Below are 14,546 nucleotides of genomic sequence, written 5' to 3'. Positions count from 1 at the left end.
TTGCTGACCGCCGTATCCCCGCCATTCTCGGCGGTCGCCCGGGCCGCCGGATCGCGGATGACGCCATGGCGCGTGGTGCAGGGCACGTATCGGCGGTTCGGCGCGGGCTTGCCCTACCTGCCGGACCCGATGGATCCGCCCTTGGAGGAGCACCAGAAGGACCTGGGGGCCCTCTACGGCCTCGAATTCCGTTCCGATTTCGATTTCGGATCCGCCCGCCGGAACACGTTGTGCGAGATGGCCGAGGCCATGCTGCCGGACCTCGGGCACGACGTGGACGAAGTCGACCTCGTGGTCCTCGCCCGGCAGACGCCGGACGCCGATTTTCGGCGGTCGGTCGCCTGCTGGCTGAACTGGCGGCTACCGCTCGCGCCGACGCCGGTGGCTGTATCCGATCAAGGTTCCGCGGCAGGGTTCACGGCGCTGCGCATGGCGCACGCCTACGTGACGAGCGCCGGACTTCGCCGAGCGCTGGTGGTGCTGGCGGACCAGACCAGCTTCGCCTTCGACGCCCCGTCCGAACAGGTTCCGGCGACTGACGCAATGGCTGCGTTCGTCGTGGAACCGGTCGACCCGGATGACCGGGCGCTGCCGGCCTGCGTCCTGCCGGTGGTGCCGGATCACGTCGCCTCGGCCGCGTCGCAACTCTGGCAGAGGGTGCCGACGCCGCTGTCCGAAACCCTGGTTGTCGTCGGGCCGGGCATCGACCCCGCTCTGTTCACCGGGGCGGCGCAGGTGGTGACTGCCGAGCCGGGTATGCCGTCCACCGGCGTTTGGGGTCAGCTTGCCGAACGACGCTTTGGCCTGCCGTACGCGGCACTGATCGACTTCGCGCCGGGGCCGAGTCTGCTGTCCATCGCACTTCTCGATGTGACCGACCTCCGAAGGGGTGACTCATGAGAGACGCACACGTCGTCGGCCAGGTCGCGCTCCAGCGCGGGCTGCCCGCCGCCCTCGACGAACTGCACGCCGTAGCGTGCCCTGAGCTCCTTCCAGGAGGTCCGGGTTGTCATGTCCTGGTGACGCCCGGCATCCTGGACCGGGTTGGGACGCCGGCGACGGGGACCGTCCGGTTGGAGACCCCCGACGGCGCGCTGTGCTGGGGCGTCGTCGCATCGGCCGGCGAACCGGACGATCCGTGGCGGCTGGGATTGGCTCACGTCCGGCTCGGTGCGAGCCGACGGTTGCGGGAACAAGCACAGCGGTACTTGAGCGCCCGGACGGTCGGCGGTACGCCGTTGCTGCTCCAACAGATGGTTAAGGGGTCCCTCGCCGACGCCTTGGGCCGGCAGATCGAAGCGGAAACCGTCTTGTCGGGTGCCGTGCCCGGCGCACTGTCGCAAGCGACGTTGCGGCACGTCCACGAGACGATCACCGAAACCGACCGAGAACTTCTCCGGCTGCTCGGGGCGTCCGGCTTCCGCCTGGACGGTCCGGGAGTCACCGCCCATGCCTCTGCTCTGTTGGCGGACGCCTACCTGGACCGGCCTACTGTCAGGAGCTGACTTCATGATCAATTTGGATGGACGGCTGAAAGCAGGCCAAGCGCTCGCGGCCGACTGGGCCGCCGAACTGCGGGCCCATGCGTTACATGCCGATCGTGAGCCGGACGCGATCAAAGATCTGCTCCACCTTGCTGCGATGGCCTACCTCGCGACCAGTCCGGTACCGGAGAAGTACCTGTCGGCGCCGATCCTCATCGACGGTCACCACTTCTCAGGGATGACGACCCTCGAGCGGGTGGTGTTCATCGAGGAGATGGCGGTCGGCGACCCTGGCCTGCTGCTGGCCGCACCCGGCCCGTCCCTGTCCGGGGGTCTGCTACTGGCCCTCGGCGACGACGACCAACGCGAACGCTTCTACGAGCGGCTGTTCCGGCGGCCTACCTGGACGTTCTTCGGTCTTACGGAGCCCGATCGTGGGTCCGACGCGGGCGCGATGACGACGTCGCTTGACCGGGTCGACGGCAGGCTCCTACTGAACGGCGCAAAGCGATACGTAGGGAACGCCGCGCGCGCCGAGATCGGAGTGGTCTTCGCACGGACCGCTCCGGGGCCCCTTGGCGTAACCGCAGTGGTCGTCGAGACGAATCAGCCGGGCTTCGCCGCCACTCCGATCCCGACCATCGGACTACGAGCGAACCAGATCTGTGACATCCGGCTCGACGATGTCGTGATCCGGGAGGATGACGTGCTGGGACGGGGTTTGAGCCGTACCCGGCGTGGCATGTGGGGCGCGCTCCAGGCGCTGAACAACTTCCGTCCGGGCGTCGCCGCGCTCGCTGTGGGCGTCGCCCGAGCGGCTCTCGAGTACGTGCAGCAGAACCGGACGATGCTGAGCCCGGCCGAGGCGGAGCAGATCGGGCGGATCGCGGCACGTATCGCCGCTGCACGTGAAGTCGTATGGCGCGCTGCGATCGCGGTCGACTCCTCGCCCGAGGGCGCCTACCTTGCCTCGGCCGCCAAGGGCCGGGCCGCGCGGCTCGCCGAGGAGGTGACGCAGCAGGCGTTGAGCTTCTTCGGCCCAGGGGCCCGGTGGGATCACCCGCTGCTCGATAAACTCGATCGCGACGCCCGTGGCGTGGAGTTCATGGAGGGCACCACCAACATCCATCGGCTCAACGTCTTCCAGGGCCTCGTCCGCGAGACAGTTGGAACGTAGAGGCTGCCGCAACACCATCGCGAGACAGGCCGGGTCGAGATGGCCCGGCCTGTCTCGCTGCTTCAGCAGGCTCGCGTGCCCAGACGGATCGCCGGCATCGGACAGTCGGACCGCCCGCGTGCGGATCAGCCGCCGGCTACCTCCAGTTGCCGCCAGCCGAGCAGATCCCGGGAAGCAGGCAACCCGTCCGTCAGGACGACCCGATGGGGCACCATCGCATTCCGGTGACCGGACAGCGCGGCCAAGCAGTCCACCCGGAAATCCTCCGGTGCAACGGTGGTGGTCCGCCGGGGCAGGTAGGCGACCAGCGAGCCGCCGGATTCGAACACGTCGGCGTCCTCCGTGGCGGCAACCCGCCGCACCAGCTCCGACACGGCGCGCAGATCCACCCACGACGAGTCCACGGTCAGCCAGTGATGGTCACGCTCCGGAGACCACAGACCCGTGAGCGCGCCCAACTCGCCGAGCGTCGTCTCGGTGTGCACCTCACGGACCAGGATTCGCTCCATCGATTGCAGCCAGACTAGCGCCTCCTCTGGCGAGATCAGCGAGGTATCGACCACGAATCGCATCTTCAACGACACTGGAGTCTCGTCGACGTGCAAGAAGAACGTCGCCCCGCTGCTGTTGTCCCCGTCGATCCAACGCCACCGCGTCTTCGCCGCGGCTTCGGCGAGAAGCCCAGCTGTCACCTCAGCAGGCACGACGGCACCAATCCGGTGTCCCGGCCGATGATTGACCGTGCACGAAGTGTCCAGCCGCATACCGCGTTCCCGCTCAATCCGGCGGTGTAGCGCGGCCCGCTCAGCCACCGGGAAGCGGCCATGCCTGAGCGAACGCAGAACCGCCGACCCCGATCGCCGGATCGCCTCAGCCATCGGCACATCGCCCAGCTCGACGACGGCGAACACCTCTTGGTGGTACGTGCCGACCGCCCCACGCGTCGCCTCGTCGAAGCGGTTCATCGCTGTCAGGTTGAGCACCGCACGGTCGAGGCCGTTCGCGTACGCCGAGACGGCGGCCAGGCCCGCGTAGAGCACTGCGGTCGCCCCGGTCCGGTGCCGAGCGGACAGCACCGGCACAGCCATGACCAGAGCGTATGACTCGAAGACCAGATAACGGTAGCGGGGCTCCTCGTAGACGCGCAGCGCCCGCGGCAGCATCGTCTGTGGCATGGCGCGCAGCAGTGACTCCGCGTGCCGGATGGCGCGTTCGCCGGTGCGGCGGCCGGCCGGCGATCTTTCGATCTCCGCCTGGTCCAGCGGCTGCCGGCGGGTTGTGGTTCCGGTCGGAAGGCCGCGGTCGACCGCCACCGCGCTGAACTCCCCGGGCAACTGCATCAGTACGGCGTGGTCCACCGCGATGTGGCAGATGACGAGAATCAGCCATCGCGGTTGTCCACCGGATCGAACCAGGGTCGCGCGCACCGGCAGCTCGGTGTCCAGCTCGTAGGCGCGCGCCATCATTCGTTCGAGGATCGCGCGCGAGGCCGGGATGATCCGGTCAGGCGCGACATCAGCCACCTGCATGACGTATTCACCGTCACCGACCACCTGCTGCACCGGGCCGTCAGGGCTGAGGGGGTAGACGGTGCGCAGTGATTCGAACCGCTCGACCACGTCGCGCAGCGCTTTGCGCACGGCCTCGGCAGTGACGTCCGGCCTGATCTCGACGCCCACACACTGGTTCATCATGGAGCTGTTCGGATAGACGTATCCCAGTTCTTCGTACATATGCTCCTGCCCCCAGGTGAGCGGTCCGCTGCGGGACCGCTCACCGGTGAAGGCGAAGGGCAACGCGAAGCAGTCGAGCACTCCTTCGATGTTGGTCAGTCCCTCGACCGGCGGGGCGATGACCACGGTCATGCCGACACCGTCGCGTTTCGCCGGGTGCAACGGATGATGACGAGGTCGTCGTTCTGAAAAAGGACAGTGGCATCGCTGACACCGGCGATCAGATCGATCACGTAGTGCGGATCGCTGAGCAGGCCGATGCGCTGTCCGGGGAGGTCGCCGAGCCGCTTCGACCGGGCCAGGTAGATCTCCGGTGCCACCCGTAAGCCTTCCATCAACGCCCCGGACAGCTCGACCGGGCCCAACATGCTCCAAAGGTCGACGTTCACCACCGCGGTCAGGGAATCGTCGGCGAACGGCGTGAAGCTGCCGAACAGGTGATGGTTGTCGCCGACTGCAGGCAGGGCGTGGTCGAAGTAGTGGTCGCTGCCGTTCGGACGGCTCACCCCACTGACGTCGAAGCCGATCCAAAGCCGCTGCCCCGCCGCGGCGGGCAAGACGTCGGCCACGGTTGTCGCCTTCACTCTGCCGGCCGCGGCCTGTATGTACTTCAGACACCTCTCGTAGTACGGCAAAACGTGTGCGTGATAGCGCTGCTCGGGCGGGTGCACCATCAATTCCATGTCGAAGTGCCGGTACTTGTCCTTCAGGTATGAAATCGCATCGCGGCTGCCGTCCCATTCCGCTGAACGGTTGCGCAGATGCGGCATGTGATAACACAGCGCCTTCGGGTCGTAGTGGAAGTGGCCGGATTGACGATCGAAAGACCTGAATATGTTGTACATGAAGTCGTTGTCCTCGAAGCCCCACTTCTTGAATGACTCATCGAATCCTCCGACCTTGTCGAAGACGGCGCGAGAAATCGACAGGTTGTGCGTGTAGGCGAAGAGCCATGGCGTGCGGTCGAGGATGTCGAGGGCACCGTCCTCGATCCGGAAGAGATCCCGCGGGTCCTCCTCGAAGCTCTGGTAAGCCGGCGACTCACCCCTGCCGATGTTGCGTAACGTCCACCAGCCGACGTCGACCCGCTTGCCGAGCAGCACGTCGTGCGGCCGTTCCCTGCGGAAGCCCAGATGCCTTTCGACCAGCGTCGGTGCGGCACAGGAATCGCCGTCCAGGAAAAGCAGATGTTCACTCCGGGACTCCTCGACCGCGCGGTTGCGCGTGGCCGAGCGACCGAGGTTCCGGGCATTGCGGACGACCCGGAGGTCGAGTCGATCCGCATAGACGGTGGCTGCGGCGATAGTGTCATCGGTCGAGGCGTCGTCGATCACGACCACCTCGAACGTGTCCGTCGCAACGGTCTGCCGGGTCAACGCCTCCAGGGTCCAGTCCACGCAGTGCGACTGGTTGTAGACCGGGATCAGGATGGACAGTAACATGGCTTCTCCATCGTTCTTGCTCGATGACTTGATGGTCCATATCCTGTCCGCAGCTCACGGCCATTGCAGTAGTCATTCGGGGAGGCCCATCGTTCACCTGATTCCGGCCCTACCCGAAAGGGCACTGCGAATCGGTGGTAAATATCGCTCTACGTCGATAGGGTGAGAAGTCCGGCTGGCAAGAACTGGAATCGACGGGGAGAGTGCCTTGAGTTCGACGGTGACCGCACCGCGCACGGATAGCGCCGGGATCCTCCGGCTGGGCGCACCCATCGGGGCCGCGATGGTGGGCGCTGTGCTTCTCCCACTGCTGGTATTCGCGATCCTCGGCTGGCTCAGCTCCGACGCCCTGTACGTACGGTCGCTGTATATCCCGCTCTCCCAGCTGTTCGTCGCGCTGATCGTTGCCTTCGACGCCAGCACGCAGACCGCGGTCGCCCGAGCTGTCGGTGCACGACGAACAGACGACCTGTCCGGCCTGATGTGGACGTCCATCGCCCTGAGCTTCGCCTTCGGCGCGGCACTGACCGTTGTCGTCGTAGTGACGGCGCCCGCTCTGGCCGACCTCTTGCATGTCGCACCACACGCCCGCGAGCTGTTCATCGGTTTCGTCCGGTGGACCTCTGCAGCGTCAGCGCTGCTCATGCTCCCCATCGCGCCGGCGGCGCTACTGCGCGGCAGTGGTCGCTCCGGGGCGGCGGCCGTCATCACCCTGGGCGGCGCCTTGGTCGAGCTGAGCGCCGTAGCCGCCCTCGCCTACGGCACCGGCCTGGGTGTGTGGTCCGTGCCGGTGAGTATGGCGATGGCTACCGCGGTGGCCTTGACGATCGCGGCGTGGCAACTCAGAAGGTCAGGCCTGATCAAGTCGCCGCGGCGCGGCACGGTGAACCGAGAAGCCCTCGTCTACCTGCGGCGAGTGGGGCTGCCGGTTGCAGGTACCTTCGTCGCACTTTTCGGCTTCAGTACCGCACAGTTGTGGATCATGGGGCCTTTCGGCGAAAGCAGGGTTTCCGGTTTCTCGCTCGCCGTCACCCTGCAGGCCGTGTTGATCCAACCCGCACTCGCCATCGGGGCGGCCTCCGCAATCATGATCAACCAACGGCTAGGGGCGGGTGAGCGAAGCCGGCTCCTGCCGTCGTTGTGGGCCGGGCTCCGAGTAGTTCTCTGGGTGTACATACCGTTGTCTGCCGCGGTGTGGCTGCTCACGCCCGGCATGGCCGGATTGCTGACCAACGACACCGCCGCCGCCGCCGAAGCCGCCAGGTACCTCCGGATCGTCGGACCCAGCTATCTGTTCATGGGCATGACCCTGGCAGCGTTCACAGTGCTCGAGCAGATCGGCAAAGGCCTACTGGGACTGTGCCTGAACGTCGTGTTCTTCGCTGCTCTCTCCGTTATCGGTTACCTCGTAACGCGCGGGGACGGCGGCCCGGCGGACTTCTACTGGGCGCTGTCGATCGGAAACGTCGGCGGTGTCCTCGCCACCCTGGTCGCCGTAGTTGCAGTACGCCACCTCGCTCGCGCCGGAACGAGGGAGCGCCAGTGAAGAGTGTCATCGGCGGCACAGCCCGTGACGTCCCGGAACGAGATTCCGCGCCCGACACTGTCGATCTGTGGGTCATCACCCTGGACCGGCAGTTCCAGGCCAGCGAGTCCAGATATGTCGACGAAGGGGAACGCGAGCGAGCCGCACGCATGACCGGTCAGCAGAGACGCCATTTCACCGCCACGCGCACCGGCGCGCGCGTCATTCTGGCCCGCTACACCCAGCTGCCGCCGACAGACCTACCCTGGCGGATCGGTCCATGGGGCAAGCCGTACCTGGACGGCCATGGGATGCCGACGTTCAACGTCAGCCATTGCGGGTCGATGGCAGCGGTAGCCGTTCTGGGCACCGGCCACCGAGACGTCGGCGTGGACCTCGAGCGAGTGACCGAGGACGGCCGCCACCAACTGGTAGTGGAACGATGGTTCCGGCCAGCGGAGCGACAAGCCGTGCGGCACGTCGGTTTATCCGCAGCGGCGCACGAAGCCACTCGTCTGTGGACTCGAAAGGAAGCCTGCGCCAAGGTTACCGGCGAGCGGCTGCTCGACATGCTGCACCTTCCGGTGACAGGATCGCCGCCGGTCATCCGTACCGGTCCGAGCCCGTCCGCTGGCCCGGACCGATGCGTACGCGACGTCGAGGTCCAGCCCGATTGGATGGCTGCGGTGGCCCTGACCGGAACGGACGATTTCCAGATACGGGTGCTCAACGGTTCCGCCGACGATACTCAGGACGACGGTCGAACATAGCAGCGGTCGACTGTTAGTTAAGATGCCGACGGCAACAGACCCCACCGCATTGCAGAGACCACCGCGGCGGTACGGTTTTCCACCGCCAGCTTGAGCAGGACGTTGCCGACCAGCCGTTTGGCGCCGTGCACGGAGATGTTAAGCCGGGTGGCGATCTGCTTGTTACTGCACCCCTCGCTGAGCAACTGCAGCGTCTGCTGCTCGCGAGCGGTGAGTCTGACGGTGGGCGGTCGCTGCCGGTCCGCGATCGGTACCGGCGACGGGGTGAGCAGGCTGCGGCCAAGCCGACCGGGAGGGTGCACTTCGTCGAACCGGAACTGCTCGAGTGCCCGGTTCAGCAGTGCTCTAGTCAAGTCGCGGCGGGGCAGATATCCGTCGGCTGGCTGATCCGGCCAATCCCCGGCGTCCTCGTCGATCAGCAGTAAGATCTTCGGAGTCGGGGCCTGGTCAGGCGGCGGCCACTCGACGCAGTCCATGTCCTCCACGGTTGTGATCACGACGTCGAAGCTCGCTTCGGCAGGTGGCGAGCCGGCCCGGGACCGGTCGAAGCGTCCAACGATAGGCAAGGTCTCCAAAACCGCCATAATGCCGTGCGCCAGAATCTCGTTCGCCAGATTTACCAGAACACTGTAGGGCTGCATTCCCCCTGCTAAATCATGTCGGGCGGAATCTGGTGTGGACATGATAAAAGGTACCTCCGAGTGGGTGAGTGTGGGGAAGAACTGGGTCTGGAGGAAGGTATGGACCCACACTGGGTCTTCGACCGCAGTTCGGTATCCGGCATGACACGAGGGCAGACGCTAAGCCCCACGTGAGCGCGCCGCCAGCGCAGTTGCGCGCGGCCCACGGCGAGCTAGATCCCGTCGTGCCGCGTCAGTGGCGCGCTCAGTGCTAGGGCACCTTTCCATGCAGGCCGGCGGTGCGCCCAGACAGAAGGAGCGTCCGTGTCTGAAGGGCAGGTGTGGGTTCCCACTTCGGGTCGTGTCAGAAGGCTCTGCGCCCGGGGAACTGGCGCGCGTCCCGGTTTGATTGCACCGAGGTGAGCTGCTTCGGTCCAGTGGTTGATTGAACTTTGGATGGCCGCTGAGGGAAGTCCCCTCTGGCCCGTGGCTTCTCATCGGCTCCCCGCACCTCCCCGTTGGTTGTTGGCCCTTGACTCCCTTGCGCGCGGTGCCGCTATCGGATTCCGACTGCCATCTATATACTGCTGTAGCGCGGTAGTCGGGGTGACGCAACAACAGTCAAGTCAGGCTCATCGATGACTATAGAGCCCGAAGCCACATGATTCAACTGGCGAAGCGAAAACCCGACAGTTGTTCCACGCCAGTAACAGCTCCGCGGGCTGCAGGAGGGTTGGCCATGGGTCGAGACCAGCACTGGTCGTTCAGCGCCAACCTTGATCAGTTGTGCGAGCATCCACCGCGGGGCCACCGGTACAGCAACACGGAGCTGTCTCGCCTGGTGGCCCAGCGGGGTGGCAATATCACGCCCGGGTACCTCTCGCTGCTGCGCAACGGCGACCGTGACAACCCGACTCTTGAGGTGCTCGAACATCTCGCCGCGGCGCTGGATGTCTGCCCAGCAGCGTTCGTCGGGGGCCGTCATGAACGCCAGGGCGATGAGCAACCGCGGCGCAGCTTCTCAGCGAGACTGGTCAGCCTGTTCTCCATGGTCTATCCCCCTGGTCGCGGTCCGTGGAGTCCGGAAGAGGTTGCGAAGGCGATCACCGCCAAAGCCACGTACGGATCGATTTCCGCCAGCTACTTGCGTGAACTGATGACACCGTCAGCCGGCACGTTGCCCAACCCCCGCCTCAAACACGTCCTCGCTCTGGCTGACCATTTCGGTCTCAACCGCGAGGGCCAGACGCAGGCGGCGTACTTCCTCGACGACGTACTCGCCGCCCTCATCGATGCTGAGCTCGGCGACTTCGCCGCCCTCCGCAGCGCCGGCGTCCTCGAGTTCGTGACTCGGCTCGCCGACCAGGCGCCAACGTGGCGGCCCGAGCTGCGTGAACAAGTAGTACGGGCATTCACGGACGCGGTCCGCGGCGACACCGACTGGGTCTTCCGGGCACCGAAACCACCAACGGATTGGGCGACAGGTGAGTGAGTGCGAATCGCGACCTGGCAGGAGGATACCGACGAGATGAGCGGCCTCACCCCGCAACACCGCGAGCTGCGCGACTGGACCATCAGCAGGTTGCAGCAGCCACTGGACGGTGGCTACCGCGATGCCTGCCGTCGAGTCGCCGCACTTATGGCGGAGCTGCTTGAGGCTGAGGTGGACGTCCGCTTCATCGCCATGCGTAGCCCAGGCCTGACCGGCGGTACAGCGCGGTGCGCCGATGGCCGCTACATCATCTATTGCGCTAAGTCGCGGTCGTGGTACCACCGCTTCACCATCATGCTGCACGAACTCGCCCACGTGTTACTGGGGCACCGCCCGGTTGAGTTGAACACTCGTGAGGGCCTACGCCGTTTCCTGCCGCATCTACCCGACCCGATGATCGCCCTCATCGCCGGCCGCACTGATCTTGCTGCCGATGAGGAACGTGACGCCGAGGAACTCGCCGACAGCATCCTCGCGCATCTCACCGACACCGCCTCCCGAGCGGGCGCCCCCAGTCTGCCGTTCAACCTGCCCGAGCAGGTGCGGCGGGTAGCCGATGCCTTCGAAGACCACTCTCGTCCGGAGTCACCATGACAGCTCGCGACATCGTCTACATCCTCACCGCCGCAGGAGGGATGATCGCGGTTGGATTCAAGTTCCGATACTTGCGCCAGCGCTGGCAGGCTCCTCAAATATGGGCGTTGTGCGCGTCGATCTTCACTGCCTCCATCTCCTGGTGGGCTGCAGCTCCCACGAACATCCACCTGCTCAATGACGCAACCGGATTCAGCAACTTCACTGCACTGCTGGTGTATTGCCTCGGAGTGTCATTCGCCGCATCCACGCTGACATTGGCGGTGTTCTGGCGGTACGAACCAGCATCTGCTCGACCGAAGGTCCTCGCGATCATTGCAGGGTACGCCGCGACGATCGCCTTCATGATCGGGCTGTTCAGCATCTCGGACGTCGCAGTCGAACGAGTGACGGACTTCGAGACCTACTATGCGCGCCAGCCGACCATCGCCGCAATGCTGATGATCTACAATGTATCAGCCGGTTCCGGGCTAGGAATCCTTTCCTTCGCGTGCCTGTCCTGGGCTCGCTCCAGTGACTACGCCGACCGTCCGTGGCTGCGCCGCGGCCTGCGCCTGTACGGCATCGGTACCTTCGGTGCCGTTCTCATGTTCGTGGAAAAGACCCTTGCCGTCGTCATCAACTGGGTCGGGCTGCACTGGTTGGACACCGTCAACGTGATGCTCCCCCTCTTCGTCGGACCTCCGGCCATGGCGGCAGTCCTGTCCGCGGTGGTCCTGCCGATCTGGGGACCGCGCTTGTCCCAGCTGCCCCATTGGCTGCGACGATGGCGAGCTTTCTGGACCCTGCGGCCGATGCATCAGGTCCTGCACCGTGTGGATCCCGCACTGGTTTTCGTGGCGTCCGGCAAGCGGTTCGACCCCTACCACCGGGTGCGCCGTCAGCTCACCGAACTTAGCGACTTCCGGTGGACGCTCACCCCGCTGTTCGACCCCGCTGTGGCTGAGACGGCTCGGCGCCTCGGCCACGAAGCCGGCCTGGCCGGCGAGCAGCTGCGCGCCACCGCGGAAGCTGCCCAACTCAAAGCGGCCCTGGCTAACGATTCCCCCGGGCACCGACCTGGCGGGGATGGAGCCGGTGACGACGAGGTCATCGACGGCACCGACGTCGACGGCGAACTCGCGCAGTGGCTGCACATCGCAGCAGCCTTCGACTCGAACATCGTCGCTGCGACGTTGGCCCACCGGCGACCTTCATCGCAGTCGGTGGCCACGCCGGCTACCAACAGCTAAGCGTAGGGGAGTAGACGTGCCACGGCTGACCCACGCGGTAGTGCTCGGCGCCGGCATGGCTGGCGTCCTCGCCGCCTCAGCACTAGTCCACGTTGCGGACGCGATCACCATCGTTGAACAAGACCGCCTCCCGGAACGACCGACACACCGCACCGGTCTACCCCAGGCACGTCATGCGCACGTGCTGTGGTCCGGCGGCGCACGGGCCATCGACCAGCTCCTGCCCGGCGCCATCGCCGGCCTGCTCGACGCTGGCGCCCATCGCCTCGGCCTGCCCGCTGACATCGTCTTTTTGAGCGCTCACGGTTGGTTTCCCCGGACCCATGAAGCTCAGTACGCCATCACCTGCACCCGGGACCTGATGGACTGGCGCCTGCGCGAGCAGCTCAGGCAACACCAGCAGGTCACCATCCGGGACCACACCAAAGTCGTCGGGCTGCGCGGTGACGCCAAACGGATCACTGGCATACGAGTGCACGACCAGGCCAGCGACACCACCGAGGACCTCGACGCCGACATCGTCATTGACGCCACCGGCCGCGGCTCACGCAGCAGAAACTGGCTCACCGAGCTCAGCCTGCCGGGCATCGACACTGTCCGCGAGGACGTCATCGACTCCGGCCTGGCGTACTCCACCCGCCTGTTCCGAGCCCCGGCTGGGGCGACCACAAACTTTCCCCTGGTGACTGTGCAGCCGGACGTCCCGACCAGAGGGCCGGCTCGGGCGGCGCTGCTGGTGCCGGTCGAGCACGGCCGCTGGCTGGTGACCCTCGCCGGGACACGGGGCGCACAACCGCCCACCGATGAGACCGGATTCGCCCAGTACGCCCGCCACGGCGTAGCTCACCCGATCGTCGCCGACCTGATCGCCACGGCACGCCCGATAACGCCGATCCACTCTTCGCACAGCACCGCCAACAGGCGCTTGTACGTGGAGCGACTGCCGCAGTGGCCGGATGGTCTCGTGATGATCGGCGACGCGCTAGCCAGCTATAACCCGATCTACGGCCACGGTATGGCGGTAGCCGCTTACCAATGCCTTGCCCTGCGCAAAGGCCTACAGTCACGAGGTGCCGATCAGGGCAGTGGCCGACGGTTGCAGCGCCTGGTAGGCCGCGCCCTTCAACATGCCTGGGACCTGGCCACCAGCGTGGACATTTTCTATCCGCATGCTGGCAACATCGTACCTGGCCGCGGCGATCGGGCCCGCTTGGCCTACGTCAACCGGGTCATCCGTGCGGCCATGGAGAAGGAACATATAGCTGCCGCCTTCTTCGACGCCATCACCTTGAGTACCCCGCCCACTCGTCTCGCGAGCCCCCGCGTGCTACTGGGTGCAGCACGGGCACCCCGTGTTGTCCCACGCGATGCATCGACCCAACCGCCGATCACTGCGGCCGAGCTGCGATGCTTCCAGGGCAACGACTACCCATCTCCAGAGGCGGACAGACATGAACCTCGCGGACAGTTACCCCGCTGAGTGGGACTGTGGATTGCTCCTCTGTCAAACAGCGGCTCGCTCGTAGGTAGTCGCGTCTGTGCAGAGTGCTGGGTAGACGGCGTCGGGGAGGGCGCCGCCAAGGCGTGCGGCAGCGAGATCGTCGCGGGTGCCCTCGTGGGTTTCGCCGAGCACAAGGCGCCCGCGATGAAGGCGGTGGTGGAGCGCACGAGCCGGGCGCTGACCGGTGCGGTCAAGGCGACGAAGGCGTACATCGACGGTGATCTGGAGATGGCTCGCACGGCGCAGGCCAACGCGGTCGCAGCGCCGTCGGGAAACGACTCCCGCGGCCGCTGAAGGGCCGCTACCAAATCGGGGGAAGCACGTGGTCATCAAGGCGGAGGCGATTGCGCAGTTCAGCGGTGATCTGGGCGCGGTCGAGACCCACGCCGGCGCGTTGAAGACGGCCGGTGGCACGTTCCGTACAGCGGGGCAGAACGTGCACAGCACCTGGCAGGGGTTGTCGGCGTTCTACGACGCGCCCGAGGCCGCGCAGTTGTTCGGGATGACCGGTCAGGTGAAGACCGGCGCTGACGCGGTCGCCGGTGACATCGAGGAGGTCGATGCGGCGCTGGTGCAGTACGCGGCCACCGTGCGGCCGATCGCGAACCGGCTCACGCAGCTGCGCGGTGAGGCCGGCTCGTTCATGCGGAAATAGTCAGGGCGACGCTGCGTGACGTACCGGGTGCACTCAACGCCTTCTAGCACAAGGCCTTGTGACACATGCGCGACGCGCGGCGTGGAGTAGGACACCTCGATGCTGCTGGGCTGACCAGTACTCACTTCGTTGCAGCGATCCACTGCCGCGTCGGGCGCTGCCCACAAGCTGGTACGGCGGCAACCCCCGTAGCTGCGCACATCTGGTGATCGTCAAGCGAACACGACGCCGGTACCGGCCGAAACAGCAAACTGCACCACGACCGCGTTACCGATCGGCGCTGCTCAACCTGGCGTTGTCATACCTGCCACCTACGCTGAG

The 14,546-nt window shown here is 66.0% G+C and carries 14 protein-coding genes; 11 read left to right on the top strand and 3 right to left on the bottom strand.

What is annotated here, in order from left to right:
• The 3 genes from AB0368_RS06960 (at position 1) to AB0368_RS06950 (ending at position 2,661) form a co-directional block, all read left to right on the top strand.
• Positions 1-900 (top strand): hypothetical protein, encoded by a 900-nt coding sequence (locus tag AB0368_RS06960; protein WP_366152835.1) that lies wholly within the window; start codon positions 1-3, stop codon positions 898-900.
• A gap of 119 nt (positions 901-1,019) precedes the next feature.
• A complete protein-coding gene (locus AB0368_RS06955) occupies positions 1,020-1,505 on the top strand; it encodes a hypothetical protein (RefSeq protein WP_366152834.1) in 486 nt (161 codons plus the stop codon).
• A gap of 4 nt (positions 1,506-1,509) precedes the next feature.
• Positions 1,510-2,661, top strand: a complete 1,152-nt coding sequence (locus AB0368_RS06950) for an acyl-CoA dehydrogenase family protein (RefSeq protein WP_366152833.1) — start codon at positions 1,510-1,512, stop codon at positions 2,659-2,661.
• A gap of 125 nt (positions 2,662-2,786) precedes the next feature.
• Here the strand turns inward: AB0368_RS06950 and AB0368_RS06945 are convergent, their stop codons facing one another.
• The gene (locus AB0368_RS06945) at positions 2,787-4,526 is read right to left on the bottom strand and encodes a condensation domain-containing protein (protein ID WP_366152832.1); all 1,740 of its coding nucleotides are present in this window, start codon (positions 4,524-4,526) and stop codon (positions 2,787-2,789) included.
• The gene (locus tag AB0368_RS06940) at positions 4,523-5,836 is read right to left on the bottom strand and encodes a glycosyltransferase family 2 protein (RefSeq protein ID WP_366152831.1); all 1,314 of its coding nucleotides are present in this window, start codon (positions 5,834-5,836) and stop codon (positions 4,523-4,525) included. Before AB0368_RS06940 ends, AB0368_RS06945 begins: the two co-directional genes overlap by 4 nt.
• A gap of 208 nt (positions 5,837-6,044) precedes the next feature.
• On the opposite strand from AB0368_RS06940, the gene AB0368_RS06935 reads away from it, so the two are divergent.
• Together AB0368_RS06935 and AB0368_RS06930 are read left to right on the top strand one after the other, a co-directional pair.
• Positions 6,045-7,382, top strand: a complete 1,338-nt coding sequence (locus tag AB0368_RS06935; protein WP_366152830.1) for an MATE family efflux transporter — start codon at positions 6,045-6,047, stop codon at positions 7,380-7,382.
• On the top strand, positions 7,379-8,131 hold the full coding sequence (locus tag AB0368_RS06930; RefSeq protein ID WP_366152829.1) for a 4'-phosphopantetheinyl transferase superfamily protein: 753 nt from the start codon (positions 7,379-7,381) through the stop codon (positions 8,129-8,131). The genes AB0368_RS06935 and AB0368_RS06930 overlap by 4 nt, the downstream gene beginning before the upstream one ends.
• 17 nt (positions 8,132-8,148) lie before the next feature.
• Here the strand turns inward: AB0368_RS06930 and AB0368_RS06925 are convergent, their stop codons facing one another.
• Positions 8,149-8,772 (bottom strand): LuxR C-terminal-related transcriptional regulator, encoded by a 624-nt coding sequence (locus AB0368_RS06925; protein WP_366152828.1) that lies wholly within the window; start codon positions 8,770-8,772, stop codon positions 8,149-8,151.
• A gap of 718 nt (positions 8,773-9,490) precedes the next feature.
• Here AB0368_RS06925 and AB0368_RS06920 point away from each other — a divergent pair.
• Genes AB0368_RS06920 through AB0368_RS06895 form a run of 6 tightly spaced genes read left to right on the top strand, consistent with a single transcriptional unit; the run spans position 9,491 to position 14,225 of the window.
• Positions 9,491-10,243, top strand: a complete 753-nt coding sequence (locus AB0368_RS06920; protein ID WP_366152827.1) for a helix-turn-helix transcriptional regulator — start codon at positions 9,491-9,493, stop codon at positions 10,241-10,243.
• The gene (locus AB0368_RS06915; protein ID WP_366152826.1) at positions 10,244-10,837 is read left to right on the top strand and encodes a hypothetical protein; all 594 of its coding nucleotides are present in this window, start codon (positions 10,244-10,246) and stop codon (positions 10,835-10,837) included.
• Positions 10,834-12,069 carry an MAB_1171c family putative transporter gene (locus AB0368_RS06910; RefSeq protein ID WP_366152825.1) on the top strand — a complete coding sequence of 412 codons (1,236 nt, stop codon included), beginning with the start codon at positions 10,834-10,836 and terminating at the stop codon, positions 12,067-12,069. Before AB0368_RS06915 ends, AB0368_RS06910 begins: the two co-directional genes overlap by 4 nt.
• Before the next feature lie 16 nt (positions 12,070-12,085).
• Positions 12,086-13,549 (top strand): FAD-dependent monooxygenase, encoded by a 1,464-nt coding sequence (locus AB0368_RS06905; protein WP_366152824.1) that lies wholly within the window; start codon positions 12,086-12,088, stop codon positions 13,547-13,549.
• Positions 13,550-13,864, top strand: a complete 315-nt coding sequence (locus AB0368_RS06900) for a DUF6507 family protein (RefSeq protein WP_366152823.1) — start codon at positions 13,550-13,552, stop codon at positions 13,862-13,864.
• 28 nt (positions 13,865-13,892) lie between these two features.
• Positions 13,893-14,225, top strand: a complete 333-nt coding sequence (locus AB0368_RS06895) for a hypothetical protein (protein ID WP_366152822.1) — start codon at positions 13,893-13,895, stop codon at positions 14,223-14,225.
• Positions 14,226-14,546: the final 321 nt, after the last annotated feature.

It is taken from the genome of Actinoplanes sp. NPDC051475, assembly GCF_040689425.1.
In the GTDB taxonomy this organism is placed as follows: domain Bacteria; phylum Actinomycetota; class Actinomycetes; order Mycobacteriales; family Micromonosporaceae; genus Actinoplanes.
This window is presented reverse-complemented; position numbering and strand designations above follow the sequence as displayed.

Coding starts and splice junctions, on each gene's coding strand:
- AB0368_RS06950 (WP_366152833.1), top strand. CDS start 1,510: ATGATCAATTTGGATGGACGGCTGAAAGCAGGCCAAGCGCTCGCGGCC.
- AB0368_RS06945 (WP_366152832.1), bottom strand. CDS start 4,526: ATGACCGTGGTCATCGCCCCGCCGGTCGAGGGACTGACCAACATCGAA.
- AB0368_RS06940 (WP_366152831.1), bottom strand. CDS start 5,836: ATGTTACTGTCCATCCTGATCCCGGTCTACAACCAGTCGCACTGCGTG.
- AB0368_RS06925 (WP_366152828.1), bottom strand. CDS start 8,772: ATGCAGCCCTACAGTGTTCTGGTAAATCTGGCGAACGAGATTCTGGCG.
- AB0368_RS06920 (WP_366152827.1), top strand. CDS start 9,491: ATGGGTCGAGACCAGCACTGGTCGTTCAGCGCCAACCTTGATCAGTTG.
- AB0368_RS06910 (WP_366152825.1), top strand. CDS start 10,834: ATGACAGCTCGCGACATCGTCTACATCCTCACCGCCGCAGGAGGGATG.